Genomic DNA, 18,975 nt, shown 5'->3' with positions numbered 1-18,975 from the left:
AACGGGGAGAACGTTAAGGTGCACAGTGCAGTAAACGTCAGCGGTTTACGTAAAACCTTCGGCCAGGGCGATTCGGCCGTTGCCGTGTTGTCTGACCTGGGCTTTGATCTGCCTGCCGGCAGTTCGTTGGCCCTGATGGGGCGTTCCGGCTCTGGCAAGTCCACCTTGCTGAATATTCTGTGTGGGCTGGAGCAAGTGGATGCCGGCACCGTGACATTGTTTGGCGAGTGCGGCCGGACCGCAGACTGGCCACGCCTGCGCCGCGAGCGAATCGGTGTGGTGTTTCAGGAAGCCAACCTGATGCCCACCCTGTCGCTGCTGGATAACGTGCGCTTTCGCGCTTCGCTGGCCGGCCAGCCGGAAACCCGTTGCCAACATTGGCTGGAGGTGCTTGATATCGGGGAGCTCGGCCACCGGTTTCCGGACCAGGTGTCTGGCGGCCAGCGCCAGCGGGCCGCGCTGGCCATGGTCTTCGCCATGGCGCCGGATCTGATTCTGGCAGACGAACCCACCGGCAGCCTGGATCGCAACACGGCCAACGAGGTGGCTGATGAGCTGTTCAGGCTCCAGGGCGATACCGGTTGCAGCCTGATTCTCGCTACCCACGACCCGGAGCTGGCTGCCCGCTGCCAGCAGACGCTGGACCTTGGCCATCGGTCCGGGGGCTGAGCGCCCATGACGGTGTTTACCGCCCTATTCAGCCACTATCGCCGGCACCCCTGGCAGGGCGCCGCGCTGGCCCTTCTGATGCTGCTGGCCACCGCCTTGTGGACCGGTATTCACCACCTCACCAGCCAGGCCCGCGACAGCCTCGGCCAGAGTGAACGGCTGGTGGAGGTGCGTGAACAGGTGCAGCGAGTTGATGGCGCAGCGCTCACGGTGGAGGATTTTGTCTTGCTTCGCCGCCAGGGCCTGTGCGTGATGCCTTGGCTGGAAGTCTTGCCGGAGGGGCAGTCCCGCCGGGTGATTGGCGTCGACCCTTTGGCAGCCCTGTGTTTTCAGGGCCAGGCTGATGTCGCCAGCTTCGATGGCCAGCCACTGGTCGGCCAGCCGTTTCTGGATATCGCCGACGCAGCTTCTCTAACGGCCGCCGAACAGCAGCTGTTCCTGATCCTGGCCGCGGGCGAGGGTCCTTTGCCCTCGGCCTATCGCGTGGCCCCTTTCGCTTTGTCACCGGATACCGGTCAGCTGGGCGACAGTTTCCTGCTGAACCTGGATGCCTTGAGTGTGCTGGTGTTGCTGATTACCGGGTTGCTCCTGCGCAGTGTCTATCTGTTGTCGTTGTCCCAGCGCCGGGACAGTTTCGCGCTCCTGGCCCGCTTTGGGGTGTCTGGCCGGCGGGTGCGCGGGCATCTGCTATTGGAGCTTCTGTGTCTTGCCGCTCTCACCCTGATTCCCGGTATCTGGCTGGGCCAAGCGCTGGCATCGGTACTGGAAGGTGGCTTCACCAATGTCATGGAAGGACTGTTTGATAGCCGTCAGTTAGCGACCGGCGGCAATCACTGGCGGGTGCCCGCATTGGTGATGACCGTGCTGCTGCTCGCCGTGGCCATGGTGGATTGGCTGATGCCGATGGTTGCCCGCGTCACGCCGGGCAGCCGCCTGCGGCCCGCAGCGGCCACATTGTTGGTGTCGGTTGGCCTGGCTGGTGTGTGGCTGGCTAATGCCTTGTGGCTGCTGTTTGTGGCACTGGCACTGGTGTTAGCCGGTATCGGGTGGTTAATGCCCCGGGGCCTGTCCTTGATCTCTGGTGCAGGTGTGCGTGCCAGCGCGCAACCGGGTTGGCGCTGGTGGTGGGCCGAGTTTGGCGTGTTGTGCCGGCGCCTGGCGTTGCCCCTGGTGGCGTTACAGTTCTCCCTGGCCATGGTGTTGGCCGTGCAGGCTTTGGTGATTACCTTTGAAGATACCTTTGATCGCTGGCTGAGCCAGCGATTGTCGGCGGATGTCTACGTGCAGGTGCCCGAGGGCGCGGACAGCGCACTGGCTGCCAACTGGCTGACGGAGCATCTCCCAAGCGCAGACGAAGGGCTTTGGCACCATGTCCAGCGTGGCTTGGGCCGCTTCCGGCATGGGCAAGCCTGGCAGGATGTGGATATCTTTGCCGTGGCACCGGTTGGCCCATTGATGACCGGCTGGGGCCTGCTTGAGCAGACATCACAGCCCTGGCAGACACTGGCGTCTGGTGCCGGTGTGATGGTTAACGAGCAGCTCGCCTACCGCCTGGACTTGTCCGTGGGCGAAGAGCTGGAGCTGGTGCTGGCGGAGCAGGCCCTTAACTTGCCGGTGCTGGGTATCTACCCGGATTACGGCCGGCCTGCGGGGGAAGTGCTGATTGCAGGGCAAATTCTACCGGCGGACTTTGAGGTGACCTTCGAGAGCTTCTCGATCTCCCCGGCCAGTGTCCCTATTGAAACCATCACTGACGCGTTGCGGGCACTCTGGGCCGAGCCGGCATTGACCATCCGGGACAATCGCGCCATTCAGGACCTGGCCAACCGGGTGTTCGAGCAGACCTTTATGCTGACCCGTGCCATGACGGTGCTGACCCTGGCCCTGGCGGCGGTTGCCCTGTTACTGATGGGCTGGGTATTTCTGTCCACCCGCCTGTGGTACTTCCGGCTGCTGGAAGTCTGGGGTATGACTAAAGCAGAAATCTTCCGGAAACTCCTGCTGTTGGCGCTGGCAGTGACCCTGAGTGCAGCGGCGCTGGCTTTACCGCTGGGTGTTGGCCTGACCTGGGTGCTGGTGCAGCGCATCAACCCCCTGGCCTTCGGCTGGTCACTGCCGATGGCTGTCTATCCGGTTTTCTGGTTGGAATTACTGGCCCTGGCGTTGCTCATCGGCGGCTGTATTGCCTTGCTGATGCGCCGGCAGTTGGGGCGCCCTGCGGTTCGCCCTTCGGTGACCGGTAGCGTGACGGGAGAAGAGCGATGAGGCTTCGTTGGCTGACCATATTGCTTGTCTACGGGCTGCTTGCAGGCTGCAGCGAGCCGGGCACAGACGCGGGTTTTGCCGGTCTGGGCGGAACGGCCGGCCCTGACGACGGATTTGAGCAGCCGGGACCGGGCACGGAACTGGTTTTCCCCCGGGACTTCGGCCCTCATCCGGCCCATCGCATCGAATGGTGGTACCTCACCGCGAATTTGGAAACGGACGCTGGCGAACCGCTGGGCTTGCAATGGACCCAGTTCCGCCAGGCCATCGAGCCCCGGGATTATGAATCCTCGTCACCGGAGCCCTCGGGCTGGCCATTGCAGGCGGCCTGGATGGCCCATGCCGCCGTCAGCTATCGGGAGCAGCATTGGTTCGTTGAACGGCTGGCCCGGGGTGATCTGGGCCAGGCGGGTGCCACCGCCGAGCCCTTCCAGGTCTGGCTCGACCACTGGCAACTGACCACGGGCGAGTCCCCGAACCAGTGGCAGGTACAGGTCAGTCATGGGCAGCCCGATACGGAGAACTACTGGGCGTTTGACCTTGAACTGACCGTGCGGGGGGCGCCGGTGGCCCACGGGGTTGACGGGTTTAGTGCCAAGTCGGCCAGCGGTGAAGGGTCCATGTATTTCAGCCTGGTGGACATCGAGGTGACCGGACAGGTGAGGTTAGGGCGTGAAACGCTGCCGGTAAGGGGCAAGGCCTGGTTCGACCGGGAGTGGAGTAGCCAGTTTCTGAAAGCGGGCCAGCAGGGCTGGGACTGGTTTGCCCTGCACCTGGACTCCGGCGACAAACTGATGGCATTCCAGCTTCGGGAGCAGCAAGATCATTTCCGCTCTGGCACCTGGATACCGGCGGGTGGTGAGCCGATTGCCCTGGCTCCGGGCCAGTTGCAGTTGGAACCGGGCACCGGCGCGGAGCCTGTGCCCACCCGGTGGCGCTTGGCGGTGCCGGACCATGATATTGATCTGACGCTGTCGGCTCCACCAGGTAACTACACCAACGATGGTTTGTATCCCTACTGGGAAAGCCCGGTAACGGTGACTGGCAGTCACGAAGGGGTGGGGTATATGGAGCTTACGGGCTACTCCGAGCCGTAGCGCTTTACCAGACCAGGTCGCCGGATGGTGAAGCCTGCTCAGACCGCAGATCAATGATTGCTTCCTGGCTTTGCTGCTCGGCTTCAATCAGCTCCCGCAGCCGGATTTCCTGTTCTTCCAGGGGGCCGGACAGGTCAATGATGATTTCCACGCGCCGGTTCTTGGCCCGGTTGTCTGCGGTGGTGTTTGCGACCCGGGGGCGGGTATCGGCCAGGCCGGTCACTCGGAGGCGTTCGGGCGACACCTGATCCCGCGCCAACAACACGTTCGCCACTGCAGCGGCCCGGGCCGCTGACAGGTCCCAGTTGCTGAAGAATCTTTCCGTGCGGATCGGGATGTTGTCAGTATGGCCTTCCACCGCCAGATCGCCGGGCATGTCGGCCAGTACCTCTGCCATATCAAGCAGCAGGCCCTCGAATTCCCAGGTCAGTTGGGCGGATCCGGACGGGAACGAGCCCTTCTCTTCGACCCGGATTACAATTCGGCGCTGGTCTTCCGAAACGTTGATGCGCCCTTCCATGATCGCCGGCTCCAGTACTTCCAGGATCTCTGTCAGGTTGGCATCCATCTGTTCCTGAATGGCGTCCTGCACTGTCTGCTCGGTCGGGTCGTTAAGGGTCTGCAGTTGCGGCTGTTGATCGGTGGTGGTCTGGCGGATTTCGTTGACCACGGTCGGCTCCGGCGGTGCCGGTGAGAACGTGTCGAAGATCGGGCTGGTGCCCATGGGGACTTCCAGGGCCGGAATTTCGCGCTGAACACCGAAGGCTTTGGACAGTTCACCGGCAATCTGCTTGAACTTCTGGGCGTCGATTTCGGAGAACGACAGCAGTAACACGAAGAAGCACATCAGCAACGACATCAGGTCGGCAAAGGTGACCACCCAGGCCGGTATCGCGCGCTTTTCCTCTTCCGGTAACTCGTCCATGGTCAGTCGCTTGCCGTCTCCGCTTCACCGTTCTTTGCGCGTTCTTTCGGGGGCAGGTAAGAAGACAGCATCTGTTCAATGATTCGGGGGTTGGTGCCTTCCTGTATGGCCACCAGCGCATCAATGTAGAGGGACTGCATACGGGCTTCTTCGGTCATTCGCAGCGACAGCTTGTCGGCGATGGGCGTGGCAATCATGGTGGCGATCATGGCGCCGTAAAGCGTGGTTAGGAGCGCCACCGCCATGGCCGGGCCGATGGATTTCGGGTCTTCCATGTTCGACAGCATCTGCACCAGGCCGATCAAGGTACCGATCATACCCATGGCCGGCGCCACATCAGCCAGGGCGTTGAACACCTTGGCCCCGGAACGGTTGTGGTCCAGGGTCATCAACCGCTCTTTGTTAAGCAGTTGCTTGATGGTGTTGGCGTCCTGGCCATCCACCAGCATCTGAATGCCCTGGGCCAGAAACGGCGAGCTGACGTCCCGGCCCTCAAGCCCCAGAACACCCTGTTTGCGGGCAATCTGGGCGACTTCAACCAGCTCGTCTATGCTGGCCTGGGTTTCCGGTAGCTTGAACTTGAACGCCCGGGCAGCCACCTTGAAGGCATCAAGAAACTGGAAAAAGCTGAATTTGGCTAGAACCACCAGCAGGCTGCCGCCCACTACAATCAGTAGTGACGCCGGGTTTAAAAATACCTCGGGAGACACGCCCAGTATCACCGCCGATGCGATAAGCATGATGGCGCCGACCAGGCCGATCAGGGTGGCAAAATCCACGGTTACTCCGTTAACTGCTGGGGGTTGAGGTCAGGGGGCGAGAGAATACCCTTTGATTATTCCTTAATCAATTGTCACCGTGGTGACATCGTCGGATTCCCGGTGTTCTTTCCAGGCGGCGTAGCGATGCAGGTCTGATTCCACCAGTTTCAGGCACAGTGCCACTACGCCGGCGTCGTCCAGAAAGCCGATGCCGAAAATGATGTCCGGAATCAGATCGATGGGGTTCAGCACATACAACAGCGCGCCGGCGATGGCGGCAATGCTTTTCCAGGGAATGGCCCGGTAATCGCCCCGCCAGTAATCCCGTATCAGGGAAAACATCAGCCGCACGTCGGTGGCGAACCGTTGCAGCCGGCCACTGCCCCGAACCTTTTCCTCAATGGCTTTCTGCCGTTCCAGCAGCGGCTTCAGGTCTTCCTTGGCGACCTTATCTGCTTCCTGTTTCAGTTGCGTTGCTGCTGCTCTTTCAGAGAACAATGCCATAGCTGTGCTCAATGGTTATCCGATGACTGTAACGGTAACGAAAGTCGTCCATGTCGTCATCTGTGTTTGTACTGGGTCGGGCAGTAAGCCCGCAAAACACCCTCCGGCCTCAACCGGGCATGCTTTGTGTTACGCCCGCTGACACGCTTGCGCCAAAGCCGGAAGCTGCCTGCTTTCAGCTCCCGACGCATTAGCCTGATGACTTCTTTCTCCGGCAGCCCAAAGCAGGCTTCGATGGCCTCAAAGGGTGTGCGGTCTTCCCAGGCCATTTCGATAACCCGAGACACGTCTTCAGGTGTCAGTGTGGAGCTCATCGCAGCACCTCAGCCCACAAAGATCCGTTTGGCCAGGCCTGCGCCTTTCAGACCTCGGATCGCCAGGGTGGTCACCAGCCCGCCAATCATCGCGCCCACCACACCGCAGGTGAGTATGTCCTGCCCGGTCAGGTACAGGCCGGGGATGTCGGTTTTCGGCCGCAGCCAGCGTTGTTCAAAGCGTTCCGGTGTGTGGTCCAGGCCATAGAGTTCGCCTTGCTCGTAACGGCAGAACCAGGCAGTCGACAGCGGTGTGGAGGTTTCCACATAGTCCACCTTGCCCCGGAGCTGGGGCAGCTTCTCATACATCACCTCCAGCAACTGGTCGGTGATCCGGGCTTTCACTGCCTCGTAATCATCACCTCGTTTGCCCCAGGTGGAGCCCTGCCAGGGCTCGAACATCTCCCAGGTGGTGGGCGCCACAATCTCGATGGTGGACGTGCCCGGCCAGCGATTCTGGTAATCCGGGTCTTTGGCCGCAGGGAACGAGATGTAGACCACGGGGAAAGGCGCGTTATGGGGATCGCTAAGGAACCGCTCCACATTGCCATCGTGGTCTGCGCTCGGGTAAATCCAGAAGTTGGTGCGGGGCAAGCCGAGCTGGTCGGGCGTGCCTTTCAGACCGATGTAAAGACCGATATGTGGCATGGACGGCTTGATGTGTTCCCGATTGCCGGGATAGCCAATGCGGTCAGCGACGGACTCGGGCAGCAGTCGTTCGAAGGTATTGATCACCCCCGCATTACTGATCACCAGCGGAGCGCGGATGTCATGGCCGTCGGCCATACGCACGCCAACGGCCTTGCCCTTCTCGATCAGGATTTCCTTCACATCGGCGTAGGTGAGCACGTCGCCGCCTCCGGCCTGGACCACCGGAATGATGGTTTTGGCGATTTCCGAGGCGCCGCCCACCGGGTAGAAGCCACCATACAGGTAATGCTTGGCGATCAGCGCGTGCACCATAAAGCTGGAATGTTTGGGCGTCACGCCGCAATCGCCCCACTGGCCGGTGATGGCGCCAATCAGCTTCTGGTTGTCGGTCAGGTCGCTTAACACCTCGTAGGTGGTCCGGTTAAAGCAGTCCGGGAGGACGGTTTTCAGGCCCCGGGAAACCAGCGGGCCGGCCAGGGCCGGGGACAGTTTGGACAGGGTGTACCACTGCATGCCGTCGGCAACTTTTCCGAGCAGGGCCAGGTAGCGATCGATGGCTTCGCTTTCGTTTGGGAACGACGTCAGCAGGGAATGCCGCAGGCCCTCCTTGCCGGCCCGAAGGTTGACGACCTTGTCGCCCAGGAAGAAACGGTCGTAGTTCTCGTCCATGGGCGCCCATTCGAGCTTGCCATCGGTGATGTAATCGAACAGCCGGCGGCCAAGAGTATGGCGGGCGCCCATGTCACCAATGTAGTGCACACCCACGTCCCATTCATAGCCGTTGCGGGCATAGCTGTGGGTGTAGCCGCCAGCGGTGTAATGCTGTTCCAGAACCAGCACCTTGTAGCCGGCCTTGGACAGGCAGGCGGCGGTGGTCAGGCCGCCAATACCAGAGCCGATCACCAGGGCGTCATAAGGGCCTTTCAAACGGCTGGCCCGATAGCGGGTGCCGATACGGATGGAGCTGGGTGTCAGTGTTTTTGAGGTTGTTTTCTTTACCACCACGATTTTCCCCACATGTGCGGATTGGCCCAGTTATCGGGATTGTTCCAGGCCCGTTTATGGTTGTAAGTATCCAGATTGTAGGTGTAAAGCGTGAGTGCGCCGTTCTCGGTTTCCAGCTCTGCGTGGCGCTGGAAACCCAAAGCGATGAAATCGGTAAAGCCCCAATCGGAGGACTGGGGCATAACGACGGCAATCTGGTGGGCGCCGTAGTTCCTCAGCTGGCCCAGTAACAGGGCGCCTTCTTCATAGGGAAGGTGCTCAAGGGTGTCGGTGATCAGGGCCAGATCCGGTGTTTGGGCCGGTGGCAGGTGGGCGTTTGGGTCTTTGGTGTCCAGAGTCAGTAACTGGCACCCTGCCTGCTGCTTCCAGACGGCTGCAACGTCGTTGGCGGTGCTTCCGCAAGAAAGCAGGGTTTGGGGTTGGCTGGTGTCGATGATTCGTGCCAGAACCTTGGCCGGGCTGTCCGCTGATGTGCTCATAGAATGGGCCAGTCTGCTGCGTCCACGGTATGCAGGCCCACCGGTTGCGAAGACCTGCCCTGCCATCGTTCAACGAAGGCTCCATCAGGATCGTACTGTTGCGCCTGCTTGTCCAGATTGAATTGCCGCAAGCCTCGCGGGTCTGCGCCCACGCCGGCGAGGTACTGCCAGTTGCCGTAGTTGCTGGCGACATCGTAATCCACCAACTGCTGCTCAAACCAGGCTGCGCCGTAGCGCCAGTCCAGCTCCAGTTCATGCACGAAGCAACTGGCGACCAATTGCCTGGCCCGGTTGCTCATGTAGCCGGTTTCGCGCAGTTGGTTCATGGCGGCGTTGACGATGGGATACTGGGTGTTTCCTTCACACCAGGCCTTGAAACGATGGCCATAGAAGGTCACCTGCCGATGCTTGCGTTGCACACCATCCCGGCGGAACAGGTGGCTGCCGTGTTTGAGCGCGTACCAGTAGAAGTATTCGCGCCAGAGCAGTTCGAACCAGAGCCAGTAGGTGGAATCGTTACGGGTGTGCTGGCGTTCGTAATCTTCGATGGTGGCAGCCACCTCCCGCGCCGACAGGCTGCCATTGGCCAGCCAGGGGGAAAACTTGGAGGACGATTCCCAGTCATCCAGGGCGTTGCGGGTTTCCTTGTAGGTGGCAATGCTGTGGTTGCCAAAGCAATACTCTTGCAGGCGCGCCAGCCCGGCAGCCTCTCCGCCCGTAAACGTCAGCGCCGATGAGGGTTCCGGGATGGGCGGGCATTCGCCCCGGTTGTCTTCCGGGAACCCGGGCGGCGGTGGCAGGGCGGTCAGCGTGCGAATACGCAGAAGATCGGGGCCCCGGTCGCCCTGCTTCTCGATCCGCTTGCGGAACTGGGAAAAGGTTCCGGGCAGCTCGCTGACAGGCATAGGCAGCGAGCCTTCCGTATACAGGCTCAGTGTTTCGAACTCCTGAAACAGAGTGTTTGGCAGCTTCTGTTGAAGCGTCTGCCACTGTTGCGCTTCGATGGTGCCGGGCTGGCGTGAGCGAATAACGCGATCAACGGAATGCTGGTGAACCAGCCCGGGGAGTGCCTGCTCCGGTTCTCCGAAGGCAATGTGCAGGCGCTGCCCCAGGGCACGCAGACTGCGCTCCAGGTCGGTCAGGCTTTGCCACAGAAACCGCCATCGATGCTCACCCATCGCCCGGCACTGGAATGGCCCGTTGGCAAACCAGCGGGGATCCACCACGTACACGCACAGCAACATGTCAGAGCGGGCTGCCGCCAATAGTGCAGCGTTGTCGTGCATTCGCAGGTCGCGGGTAAACCAGTAAAGCGTTTTCAAAGTATTACACCCTCAGGATATTCCCCTGTTCATACGTCAGTAATTGCCCGGAGGATTGGCATCTGTTTCAGGCCCTGAGGGCACTGACGTGCTAAAGTCCAAGGTTAATGCTGGCAGGCAATTCGACTCAACCGGATACCAGGAGATTGAAAGTGATTAAATCCCGCGCGGCTGTAGCGTTTGAGGCTAACAAGCCACTGGAAATTGTGGAAGTGGATGTGGCGCCGCCTCAAGAGGGCGAAGTGCTGGTGAAGATTGTCGCCACCGGTGTGTGCCATACCGATGCCTACACTCTTTCTGGTGCCGACCCGGAGGGCCTGTTTCCGACGATTCTGGGCCATGAGGGTGGCGGTATTGTGGAAGCAGTTGGCCCGGGCGTGAAAGACCTGAAGGTAGGTGACCATGTCATCCCCCTGTACACCGCGGAGTGTGGCGAGTGTAAGTTCTGTACCTCTGGCAAGACCAACCTGTGCGGTGCGGTGCGGGCGACCCAGGGCAAAGGCGTGATGCCGGATGGTACTTCCCGTTTCTCGTACAAGGGCCAGCCGCTGTACCACTACATGGGCTGCTCTACCTTCTCCGAATACACCGTGCTACCGGAAATTTCCCTGGCCAAGATTCCCAAAGAAGCACCGTTGGAAAAGGTGTGCCTGCTGGGTTGTGGCGTCACCACCGGTATCGGTGCGGTGATGAACACCGCAAAGGTGGAAGAGGGTGCCACTGTGGCCATCTTCGGCCTGGGGGGTATTGGCCTGGCAGCGATCATCGGCGCCACCATGGCCAAGGCCAGCCGAATCATCGCCATCGACATCAACCCGGGCAAGTTTGATATCGCCAGGCAGTTGGGTGCCACCGACGTGGTCAACCCCAACGACTACGACAAGCCGATTCAGGAAGTCATTGTCGAGATGACCGACGGCGGCGTGGACTATTCCTTTGAATGCATCGGTAACGTCAAGGTGATGCGTGCAGCCCTGGAATGCTGCCACAAGGGCTGGGGTGAATCCATCATCATAGGCGTGGCCGGTGCCGGCGAAGAAATCAGCACCCGCCCGTTCCAGCTGGTGACCGGTCGGGTCTGGAAAGGCTCAGCGTTTGGTGGCGTAAAAGGCCGTACCGAGCTGCCGTCTTATGTCGAAAAAGCCAAAACCGGTGAGATTCCGCTGGATGTGTTCATCACCCATGAAATGCCGCTGGAAGACATCAACAAGGCGTTTGATCTGATGCACGAAGGCAAGAGCATTCGTACGGTGATTCACTTCTGATCAGGGGGGTACTCAGGTCAGAATGTCAAAGGGGAGGCCGCCGGCCTCCCCTTTGTTTTTTCGGTCATGGACTCAGCCTGTTAGCTGGCCTGTAACGCCTGCACCACGGCCTTGGCGGTGCCCTCGGACGAGGCCGGGTTTTGCCCGGTGATCAACTTGCCGTCCACCACAATGTGCGGTGCCCAGTCATCGCCACGGCTGTAACGTGCGTTGTTCTGTTTGAGCATGTCTTCCAGCAGAAAAGGCACGATGTTGGTGAGCTGAACGGCGTCTTCTTCGGTATTACTGAAACCGGTGACTTCCCGGCCGCCTACGATGTTCTGGTCTGGTTTCACGAACACATTCTTGAACACGGCAGGTGCGTGGCAGACAGCGCCGATCACCTTGTCCTGTTCGTACGCCGTCTTGATCAGGGCGATGGACTTTTCATCCTCTGCCAGATCCCACAGCGGGCCGTGGCCACCGGGGTAGAAAATGGCATCGAACTGGTTCATGTCCACATCCGCCAGTTTTTTCGTGCTGGCGAGCATTTCACGGGCGTGAGTGTCGTCCATGAAGCGGCGGGTGGATTCAGTGAGGGCGTCTTCGGCTTCACTGTTGGGGTCTACCGGCGGCTGACCGCCTTTAGGGGACGCGAGGGTAATGTCGGCGCCTGCGTCCTTGAAGACGTAAAACGGTGACGTGAACTCTTCCAGCCAGAAGCCTGTCTTGTGGCCGGTATCGCCCATTTGGTCATGGGAAGTCAGTACCATCAGTATCTTCATAGTGGTCGATCCTTGTGTCGGAGTTCAGAAACGAGTTTGATGTGCCTTACCCCGAGACCTTGTGACGGGATGGCGATATTTCAACAGGGATTACGGTTACAGGTAGGTTATGGATGCTGCGGCCTACTATACTGTCATCGTTTTACACTCATTTGACCATGGATTGAGGCCGAAATGGACGTGAGAAACACACCGCTGTGGCTGGCATCTATACTGCTAGCGTTCTCCTTGTCAGCACAGGCGCAGCAGGGCACGGAAACCGTCGAACCACTCACGGTCACCGTCGGGGTGAACCATTCTCCGCCCTACCGAATACTGGACGCCGGCCATAAAGGTGGCCTCTATCTGGAGATTTTCGAGGAAATTGCCGATCGCCTTGGTTGGCAGGTGAAGTACCGGGAGGCGCCGTTTCGGCGTGTTCTGCTGATGCTGCAAAGAGGGGAAGTGGATGTAATGCTGGGGCCGCTGAGAACCGACGGTCGCGAGGACTACATGACCTTCGTTGCCCCCGCTTTCCCGCCGGAGCGCCGCCTTTTCTTCTATCTGGATGATGAGCACCGGATTACCCGCTACAACGATCTTTACGGAAGAACGGTTGGCGTCCTGGATGGCGCCACCTACTTTACCCGGTTTGATCGCGACGGGGATTTGATCAAAGAATCGGCACCGCACTATGAGAACCTGATGCTGATGATGGAAAAAGGTCGGGTGGATGTGGTGATCGCACCGGAACTTGTGGGTCAGTACACCGTCTGTAAATTGAAACTCCCTGCACAGGTTTCGCCGTTTTTCGTGCCGGGCGAGCGAACCTGGATTGCCGTGTCAGACAAATCGCCGGCCCTGAAGTACGCAGACGACATTCGCGCGGCCCTGAAGCTGATCGAGCGTGAGGGAATTAAGGAAAATCTTGTGTTGAAGTACCTGGAACAACCCGCTCAATGACCCCTGACCACAACGATTTATGGTTTTTGCCCCTTGGCGGCACGGGTGAAATCGGTATGAACCTGAACCTCTACGGCCACGATGGCCAGTGGTTGATGGTGGACTGCGGGGTGACCTTCCCCAAGCCGGGCCGTATCGCGGCCGATGGCACCGTGCACCATCGTGGTGAGCCACCGGTGCAGATGGCAGACCCGGCGTTTATCGCCGACCGGCGGGACAAACTGGCGGGGTTGATCATTACCCATGCCCACGAAGATCACATCGGCGCCGTGCCCTATCTCTGGCCACTGCTGCAGTGCCCCGTCTACACCAGCCGATTTACCGCTGAAATCCTGCGCCGAAAGCTGGCGGAGTTTGATCTGTTGCATCGGGTACCGATCATCGAGGTGGATACCGGAGAGCGCCGGCAGATCGGCCCGTTCAATGTGCAGTGGCTGGCACTCACCCACTCGATTCCCGACCCCAATGCCCTGATGATCCGCACCCGGATTGGCAACATTTTCCACAGCGGTGACTGGAAGCTGGATGATAATCCGTTGGTTGGTCACGGTTACACCACATCCACGTTTACCGATCTGGCGGAAGAAGGTGTGGCCGCCATGGTCTGTGATTCCACCAACGCCACCGTGCAGGGCCACTCGGTCTCCGAGGCGGCGCTGCACGAAGGCCTGCGGGACCTGATTGCGGTGGCCGAGGGGCGGGTGATTGTCACCTGCTTTGGCAGCAATATTGCGCGCCTGCACACGCTGGCCAGTATTGCCCGGGAAACAGGCCGCTACATGGGATTGCTGGGCCGCTCGTTGGTAAACATGAGTGGTGCGGCCAAGGCTACGGGGCTTTGGCCGGGCTCAGACAAACTGATCAGCCCCGCCCATCTGGGCTACCTGCCGCGCCATGAGGTGCTGGGTGTGGCCACCGGCAGCCAGGGTGAACCTCGAACCGCGTTGCGGCGCCTTGCCCAGGGCAGCCACCCGGATTTTGAGCTGGAAGCCGGTGACACGGTGATTTTCAGTGCCCGGGCAATACCCGGCAATGAAGAAGCCATCGAGGCGCTGATCAGCCAGCTGCGCAAACTGGGGGTGATTGTGATTACCGCCGAAGACGCGGGCGTGCCCATTCATGCCTCAGGCCATCCGGCCCAGGATGAACTCAAGGCGATGTATCGCTGGGTTCAGCCCCGCATTGCCATTCCTGTTCACGGTGAGGCTGAACACATGGACGTGCATGCCGATCTTGCGAAAGGTGCAGGCGTGCCCAGGGCCATGGTTGGCCGAAATGGCGACCTGTTCATGGTGCGGCCAGTACCGGGCATTCGGCGTCAGGTTGTCGAAACCGGACGGTTGGGGTGGCAGAAGCAGGAGTTGGTCAGAGTGTACTGAGGGCTACAAGGAACTTAGTAAGCTTATGATGGTCTATGTCGCCAATCCGTGAGTGACGCAAGGGAATGAAGATGACCACTATTCGATTATGGGATCTACCGGTCCGGCTGTTTCACTGGTTGTTGGTGTTGGCGGTGATTGGCGCCATCGTGACCACCAAGCTCGGTGGCAGCTGGATGGCGTGGCATGAGCGATTTGGCTTGCTGGTTGTGGGCTTGCTGGCGTTTCGTATCGCCTGGGGCTTTCTGGGTTCCAGTTACGCCAGGTTTACCCGTTTTGTACGCGGCCCCGGCGCTATCATGGCCTATCTCAAAGGCCGGTGGCAGGGCGTGGGCCACAACCCGCTGGGTGCTTTATCGGTTCTGGCCCTGATCGGCCTGTTCGGTTTTCAGGCCGTGACTGGGTTGTTCGCCAATGACGAAATCGCCTTCTACGGCCCTCTGTACCCGCTGGTGTCGTCAGATCTGAGCGGCACCCTGAGTGGCTGGCACCGGCAAACCGAATGGTATCTGTATGGCCTGGTGGCCCTGCATGTGGCAGCGGTGATGTTCTACACCCACGTCAAGAAAGACAATCTGGTGAAACCGATGATCACCGGCAGGAAAGTGGTCCCACAAGGGCAGGCTGAGGATGCTAAAGGCGGGGGTGCGATCGCATTCGTGGTGTCTCTGGTGCTTGCACTGGCGGTGGTGTGGGTGGCCAGCGGTGAGCTTGTATCACCACCGCCGGCACCCGCACCTGCACCCCAGGATCTGGGTTGGTAGGTTAACCGCGCTGATCAGTCGGCGCGGAAGTTGTCGTGGCAGGCCTTGCAGGTTTGCCCGACAGCGCTGAACTGGCGCGCCAATGCACCACGGTCACCAGTGGCAGCCACTTCCTGCAGTTTGTTGGCTTCACGAACAAAGTTGGTGCCGACTTCCCGGACTTTATCCGTTTGCTGGAAAAACTCAGGCTTCAGGCGAGTGTTTTCCGCCTTGTCCATGGCTGAATCCGGGCTGTACAGAGCGCCCATGCCGGAGTTGGCAACGGCGGCAATGGCATTGGCTGCGGCTTTCATCTGGTCAGCATTGAATTCAACGTCGCCATCAACCGCCTGGGCCTTGATCTTGCCCATGTTCCAGGACATGAACTGGTAACCCGCTTGGCGTGCTTTGATCTGGTCCTCCACGCTCAACTGGGCAACCGCTGGTATGGCAAACGAAGCAGCGAGTATAGCGGCGGTAATAACACCGGTTTTTTTCATCTCAGGTCCCTCTCTTTTAGTCTGATTGGTTAGGTTACCAAAATGCTCTATAAAGGCATGGTTATGAGCATGCTACCTGTATAGACTCATTGCAGACAGTTATAGCAGACCAAAGTTCAATCTGGAGAATTCCGCATATGGCGATCTGGACAGTAACCCCGAACCTGGAACACATGGCTGAGGCAAGTAAAAACACCGCCGTCAGCCACATGGGTATTGAATACCTCGAGATTGGTGACGATTACGTGAAGGGCCGCATGCCGGTGGACCAGCGTACGGTTCAGCCGTTTGGCATCCTGCACGGCGGTTCCTCGGTGTTGCTGGCGGAAACCCTGGGCAGCATGGCGGCCAATTGCTGCCTGAAAGACAAGAACACCGTGGCGGTGGGGCTGGATATCAACGCCAACCACATTCGCCCGGTGACCGGCGGCTGGGTATACGGCACGGCCCGCGCCCAGCACATCGGCAGCACCACCCAGGTTTGGGAAATCCGCCTGGAGAACGAGCAAGGCAAGCTGACCTGCATTTCCAGGCTGACGATGGCGGTTACCAAGCGTCCCGGTTGATGGGTTTGCGCGCCAGCACCGCCGCACTGGCACAGGTGGCCATGGCAGCGATAACCACGGTTGGCCCGGTTGGCAGATCCTGCCAGGCTGAGATCAGAAGCCCCAGACTGTGGCCCGCCAGGCACGTCAGTATGGCGAAGACAATGCTGGTGCCACGCAGGTGTATCAGTAGCAGTGGGGCGGCAATCAATGAGGTGAACACCACGTAGATGCCGGCCAGGTCGACCGTCAGTGTGATGGCGATAGCGAACATTGGCAGGAACAGCCAGCCCCTGTAACTCTGCGGCAGGACGTATTGCCAGACAAGCACGGCCAGTGCCAGTAGCACCATCGGGGCCAGCACCGTGGGTGTGGTCCAGAGCAGATCTCCGTTCAGGGTATGGGCAAGCCGCTGTGCGCCGTGGGGGTCCTGGCTTACCAGCAAGGTGGCCAGGCACGCGCCCAGTGCGTAGAGCAGGCCAATCATGGCTTCACGATGCCGGGTCAGATACCGCAACACCAGGCTGACCATGGCAACGGCCAGCAGGGCCAGGGTCAGGCTCCCGGAAAGGCTCAGGGCAGGGCCACCGGCGGGGAACAAAGTGCCGACCAGCAAAATGCCGAGCGCCGCCCACTGGGCGATCGCCAGATCCGCAAATACCATACCCCGCTCAAGTACCCGGTTGCCCAGAGGCACCAGGGCGATTGCAGTCAGCGCGCTGGCGGTGAGTGCCGGCCACATCCAGCCCCACTCATTCCACATTCGTTGGCTCCTGATGATTCAACAGTGTGTCGACGATCAGGTTGATAACCTGCTCCAGAGTCTCTTCACCCGGTTGGCCGGTGACGGTGCCAGGTAGCACTATCGCCGGTACGCCGGATTGTGAGGATAACCACCGGGCCGGACGATCATCCTGATAGGAGGCGACGATAATCACGCTGGCACGAGCCAGGTCCGGGGTGGCCAGTACGTTCCGCAGGTGCGCGCTGCCGGGTGGTAAGCCGGGTTTTGGCTCCAGGTCGGCAATGACCTCGATGCCCAGCCAACGCAGCAGATAATCGAAGGTGGAGTGCTGGGTAACCACACCGGTCCCGGCCAGTTGCCGGGCGGTAGAACGCCAGGACTGGCGTTGCTGGTTCCACTCTCCCCGCCACCGAATGTACCTCATTTGAATCTGCGCTTGCTGATCGGGGACCAGGGCAGCCAGTCGTTCGGCGAGGGCATCGGCAACCAGGGGGATGGCGTCCGGAGACAGATGCAGGTGCGGGTCGCCCTCTGGATGGACGTCCCCCATGCTGCGGTCAACGTGCTCATGACTCTGATGCAGAGGAGCATGGTCGGCGGCAAAGAACAGCCCATCGCTGCCGGGCTGGATCTTGCGATTGGCCGCCCTTGAGATCAGCGAAGGCAGCCAGCCGGCTTCCAGCGACGCACCCGTGCACACGGCCAGGTCGGCTTTACGCATGGCGGCAATCAGGCTGGGTCTGGCCTCAATGTAGTGCGGGTCTTGCCAGGCGGTGGTCGCGGTGGTGATGGTTGCATCCGGCAGCAACGCCGAGACCAGGCTGGCCCACTCTGGTTCGCAGGCGAACACATTCAGACTGGCGCTGGCCGGCACGCTGGCAAACGCCAGCAGCCAGCCAAACACCCATGCCAGGCGGTTGGGCTTAGAAATCATGGGCACCATGAGCTCCGAAGGTCATCACGTACTGCAGGGTGACGGTGTTGTCGGCGTCATCGAAACCGTGAGCACTCTGGTGCGTGTACTGCAGACGCAGAGTCGAGAAGTGGGACCGGGACCAGGCCAACATCACGTCGGTTTCTTTCAGTTGCTGATCGTGGAAGTGGTCACCGTGGGCTTCCTTGAGATCCACCCGGCCATAGCGGGCACCGACAGACCACTGGGGGGTAAAGCGGTAGACAGCGGAGGTATACCAGCCCTGGTGGTAATCTGAGGAGCGGGCATGTTCGTTCAGTTCGTCCGCGTACAGGTATTCGCCGCTGAGCGTCAGCTGTTGCTGGCGGGTGTTGCCATCAGGCGACCATTTCCAGACCAGGTCGGCGATATAGAGGTTCTCGCCGGTGTAGGCGGCGGCATGGCTGTGGTCGTGATCACCGTGGTCATGGTCATGATCGTGATCGCCGTCATGGTCACCATGAACCTGGCGGTTGTTCAGATAGGACAGCCCGGCCTGCCAGCTTTGTGACACCCCGATGTCGCCACCGAAACGAGTGTTGACGGTGTACACACCAATGTCTTCGTCACCTTCCGTCAGGCGATTGCCGTTGAAAGCTTCCGCCCCGATCTGCCAGAAAAACGGTGTGGGCATCAGCAGGTTGACCCGCAGACCGTCGTCGAAGTAGTGGCTGCCCAGAAGAGCCCGATAGGCTGCGGGGCGCTCGACAAAGTTGTCCTCATGCATGTGGCGACTGTTCAGGTAACCGATCTGGGACAGGAATCGGCCGCCCCGAACACTCAGGTTCCAGGGCATGCCGGTGGTCTGCAGGTAGGCTTCTTCCAGTGCTACTTCGGTTTCGCCGTGATGTTCTTCCAAAACTGCAGTCAGGCGGCCTGTGAACAGGTCATCGATGGGCGCAGACAATGACAGCTCGGTGTGCCCAAGCCCAAAACCCTCGTCCCGGTGGGACAGCGCGGTGGCGTTCTGTTTGTAATAACCGTCCAGAACCACGCTGATGTCTGGGTTCATTTCATTGGCTTGGGCCGACGCAAATGGCATCAGCAAGGTGGAGAACAGGCCGGCTTGAAGGCGGGTAAAACGCATGTTGAATCCTCGTACTGCTTGCATAGGAAATGGAGTCGGCGCCGGCGATGCGTTAAGCAGC

20 protein-coding genes are annotated in these 18,975 nt (G+C 60.1%); 8 read left to right on the top strand and 12 right to left on the bottom strand.

The genetic code is table 11. The features are described 5' to 3' along the window. The first annotated feature begins 18 nt into the window (after positions 1-18). Genes RVM24_RS17985 through RVM24_RS17975 form a run of 3 tightly spaced genes read left to right on the top strand, consistent with a single transcriptional unit; the run spans position 19 to position 4,031 of the window. On the top strand, positions 19-669 hold the full coding sequence (locus tag RVM24_RS17985) for an ABC transporter ATP-binding protein (protein WP_061331424.1): 651 nt from the start codon (positions 19-21) through the stop codon (positions 667-669). Positions 670-675: 6 nt separating this feature from the next. Then, positions 676-2,934 carry an FtsX-like permease family protein gene (locus tag RVM24_RS17980; RefSeq protein WP_286920674.1) on the top strand — a complete coding sequence of 753 codons (2,259 nt, stop codon included), beginning with the start codon at positions 676-678 and terminating at the stop codon, positions 2,932-2,934. After that, positions 2,931-4,031, top strand: a complete 1,101-nt coding sequence (locus RVM24_RS17975) for a lipocalin-like domain-containing protein (protein WP_431474495.1) — start codon at positions 2,931-2,933, stop codon at positions 4,029-4,031. The genes RVM24_RS17980 and RVM24_RS17975 overlap by 4 nt, the downstream gene beginning before the upstream one ends. A 4-nt stretch (positions 4,032-4,035) precedes the next feature. Here RVM24_RS17975 and RVM24_RS17970 read toward each other — a convergent pair whose 3' ends face one another. The 7 genes from RVM24_RS17970 to RVM24_RS17940 all read right to left on the bottom strand — a co-directional run bounded on the left by RVM24_RS17970 (position 4,036) and on the right by RVM24_RS17940 (position 9,992). After that, a complete protein-coding gene (locus tag RVM24_RS17970) occupies positions 4,036-4,956 on the bottom strand; it encodes a MotB family protein (protein WP_431474494.1) in 921 nt (306 codons plus the stop codon). 2 nt (positions 4,957-4,958) lie between these two features. Next, a complete protein-coding gene (gene pomA, locus RVM24_RS17965; protein WP_061331199.1) occupies positions 4,959-5,735 on the bottom strand; it encodes a flagellar motor protein PomA in 777 nt (258 codons plus the stop codon). A 63-nt stretch (positions 5,736-5,798) separates the two neighbouring features. Further along, entirely contained in the window at positions 5,799-6,221 is a 423-nt protein-coding gene (locus tag RVM24_RS17960) for a YkvA family protein (RefSeq protein WP_061331198.1), read from the bottom strand. A gap of 56 nt (positions 6,222-6,277) precedes the next feature. Next, positions 6,278-6,535 (bottom strand): TIGR03643 family protein, encoded by a 258-nt coding sequence (locus RVM24_RS17955; RefSeq protein WP_061331197.1) that lies wholly within the window; start codon positions 6,533-6,535, stop codon positions 6,278-6,280. A 9-nt stretch (positions 6,536-6,544) separates the two neighbouring features. Next, on the bottom strand, positions 6,545-8,188 hold the full coding sequence (locus tag RVM24_RS17950; protein ID WP_431474493.1) for a phytoene desaturase family protein: 1,644 nt from the start codon (positions 8,186-8,188) through the stop codon (positions 6,545-6,547). Continuing rightward, a complete protein-coding gene (locus tag RVM24_RS17945; RefSeq protein ID WP_061331195.1) occupies positions 8,182-8,670 on the bottom strand; it encodes a DUF6231 family protein in 489 nt (162 codons plus the stop codon). Before RVM24_RS17945 ends, RVM24_RS17950 begins: the two co-directional genes overlap by 7 nt. Next, a complete protein-coding gene (locus tag RVM24_RS17940; RefSeq protein WP_374813934.1) occupies positions 8,667-9,992 on the bottom strand; it encodes a DASH family cryptochrome in 1,326 nt (441 codons plus the stop codon). The genes RVM24_RS17945 and RVM24_RS17940 overlap by 4 nt, the downstream gene beginning before the upstream one ends. 152 nt (positions 9,993-10,144) lie before the next feature. Here RVM24_RS17940 and RVM24_RS17935 point away from each other — a divergent pair, with 152 nt between their 5' ends. Beyond that, positions 10,145-11,257, top strand: a complete 1,113-nt coding sequence (locus tag RVM24_RS17935) for an S-(hydroxymethyl)glutathione dehydrogenase/class III alcohol dehydrogenase (RefSeq protein ID WP_061331193.1) — start codon at positions 10,145-10,147, stop codon at positions 11,255-11,257. A gap of 80 nt (positions 11,258-11,337) precedes the next feature. On the opposite strand, the gene RVM24_RS17930 is transcribed toward RVM24_RS17935, so the two are convergent. Beyond that, positions 11,338-12,021, bottom strand: a complete 684-nt coding sequence (locus RVM24_RS17930) for a type 1 glutamine amidotransferase domain-containing protein (RefSeq protein ID WP_374813932.1) — start codon at positions 12,019-12,021, stop codon at positions 11,338-11,340. 174 nt (positions 12,022-12,195) lie between these two features. Here RVM24_RS17930 and RVM24_RS17925 point away from each other — a divergent pair, with 174 nt between their 5' ends. The 3 genes from RVM24_RS17925 (at position 12,196) to RVM24_RS17915 (ending at position 15,106) form a co-directional block, all read left to right on the top strand. Continuing rightward, positions 12,196-12,963, top strand: a complete 768-nt coding sequence (locus RVM24_RS17925) for a substrate-binding periplasmic protein (protein ID WP_374813930.1) — start codon at positions 12,196-12,198, stop codon at positions 12,961-12,963. Continuing rightward, the gene (locus RVM24_RS17920) at positions 12,960-14,342 is read left to right on the top strand and encodes a ribonuclease J (protein ID WP_374813929.1); all 1,383 of its coding nucleotides are present in this window, start codon (positions 12,960-12,962) and stop codon (positions 14,340-14,342) included. The genes RVM24_RS17925 and RVM24_RS17920 overlap by 4 nt, the downstream gene beginning before the upstream one ends. A 71-nt stretch (positions 14,343-14,413) precedes the next feature. Continuing rightward, entirely contained in the window at positions 14,414-15,106 is a 693-nt protein-coding gene (locus RVM24_RS17915; RefSeq protein ID WP_431474492.1) for a cytochrome b/b6 domain-containing protein, read from the top strand. Between the two features lie 14 nt (positions 15,107-15,120). Here the strand turns inward: RVM24_RS17915 and RVM24_RS17910 are convergent, their stop codons facing one another. After that, on the bottom strand, positions 15,121-15,585 hold the full coding sequence (locus RVM24_RS17910) for a c-type cytochrome (protein ID WP_138436974.1): 465 nt from the start codon (positions 15,583-15,585) through the stop codon (positions 15,121-15,123). Between the two features lie 137 nt (positions 15,586-15,722). Here RVM24_RS17910 and RVM24_RS17905 point away from each other — a divergent pair, with 137 nt between their 5' ends. Further along, entirely contained in the window at positions 15,723-16,151 is a 429-nt protein-coding gene (locus RVM24_RS17905; RefSeq protein ID WP_106694311.1) for a hotdog fold thioesterase, read from the top strand. Here the strand turns inward: RVM24_RS17905 and RVM24_RS17900 are convergent. Genes RVM24_RS17900 through RVM24_RS17890 form a run of 3 tightly spaced genes read right to left on the bottom strand, consistent with a single transcriptional unit; the run spans position 16,132 to position 18,914 of the window. Further along, the gene (locus RVM24_RS17900) at positions 16,132-16,893 is read right to left on the bottom strand and encodes an ABC transporter (RefSeq protein WP_286920685.1); all 762 of its coding nucleotides are present in this window, start codon (positions 16,891-16,893) and stop codon (positions 16,132-16,134) included. The two genes, RVM24_RS17905 and RVM24_RS17900, sit on opposite strands and share 20 nt — an antisense overlap. Further along, on the bottom strand, positions 16,883-17,809 hold the full coding sequence (locus tag RVM24_RS17895; protein WP_286920686.1) for a metal ABC transporter solute-binding protein, Zn/Mn family: 927 nt from the start codon (positions 17,807-17,809) through the stop codon (positions 16,883-16,885). Before RVM24_RS17895 ends, RVM24_RS17900 begins: the two co-directional genes overlap by 11 nt. After that, positions 17,799-18,914, bottom strand: a complete 1,116-nt coding sequence (locus RVM24_RS17890) for a hypothetical protein (protein WP_431474491.1) — start codon at positions 18,912-18,914, stop codon at positions 17,799-17,801. Before RVM24_RS17890 ends, RVM24_RS17895 begins: the two co-directional genes overlap by 11 nt. Positions 18,915-18,975 lie beyond the last annotated feature (61 nt).

The sequence above is a fragment of the Marinobacter sp. KM021 genome, assembly GCF_050707965.1.
Lineage (GTDB): Bacteria > Pseudomonadota > Gammaproteobacteria > Pseudomonadales > Oleiphilaceae > Marinobacter > Marinobacter shengliensis.
Note: the sequence above shows the minus strand (reverse complement) of the source record. Positions and strands in the feature narration are given on the sequence as shown.

Coding starts and splice junctions, on each gene's coding strand:
- RVM24_RS17980 (WP_286920674.1), top strand. CDS start 676: ATGACGGTGTTTACCGCCCTATTCAGCCACTATCGCCGGCACCCCTGG.
- RVM24_RS17975 (WP_431474495.1), top strand. CDS start 2,931: ATGAGGCTTCGTTGGCTGACCATATTGCTTGTCTACGGGCTGCTTGCA.
- RVM24_RS17970 (WP_431474494.1), bottom strand. CDS start 4,956: ATGGACGAGTTACCGGAAGAGGAAAAGCGCGCGATACCGGCCTGGGTG.
- RVM24_RS17960 (WP_061331198.1), bottom strand. CDS start 6,221: ATGGCATTGTTCTCTGAAAGAGCAGCAGCAACGCAACTGAAACAGGAA.
- RVM24_RS17955 (WP_061331197.1), bottom strand. CDS start 6,535: ATGAGCTCCACACTGACACCTGAAGACGTGTCTCGGGTTATCGAAATG.
- RVM24_RS17945 (WP_061331195.1), bottom strand. CDS start 8,670: ATGAGCACATCAGCGGACAGCCCGGCCAAGGTTCTGGCACGAATCATC.
- RVM24_RS17930 (WP_374813932.1), bottom strand. CDS start 12,021: ATGAAGATACTGATGGTACTGACTTCCCATGACCAAATGGGCGATACC.
- RVM24_RS17925 (WP_374813930.1), top strand. CDS start 12,196: ATGGACGTGAGAAACACACCGCTGTGGCTGGCATCTATACTGCTAGCG.
- RVM24_RS17920 (WP_374813929.1), top strand. CDS start 12,960: ATGACCCCTGACCACAACGATTTATGGTTTTTGCCCCTTGGCGGCACG.
- RVM24_RS17915 (WP_431474492.1), top strand. CDS start 14,414: ATGACCACTATTCGATTATGGGATCTACCGGTCCGGCTGTTTCACTGG.
- RVM24_RS17910 (WP_138436974.1), bottom strand. CDS start 15,585: ATGAAAAAAACCGGTGTTATTACCGCCGCTATACTCGCTGCTTCGTTT.
- RVM24_RS17905 (WP_106694311.1), top strand. CDS start 15,723: ATGGCGATCTGGACAGTAACCCCGAACCTGGAACACATGGCTGAGGCA.
- RVM24_RS17900 (WP_286920685.1), bottom strand. CDS start 16,893: ATGTGGAATGAGTGGGGCTGGATGTGGCCGGCACTCACCGCCAGCGCG.
- RVM24_RS17895 (WP_286920686.1), bottom strand. CDS start 17,809: ATGATTTCTAAGCCCAACCGCCTGGCATGGGTGTTTGGCTGGCTGCTG.
- RVM24_RS17890 (WP_431474491.1), bottom strand. CDS start 18,914: ATGCGTTTTACCCGCCTTCAAGCCGGCCTGTTCTCCACCTTGCTGATG.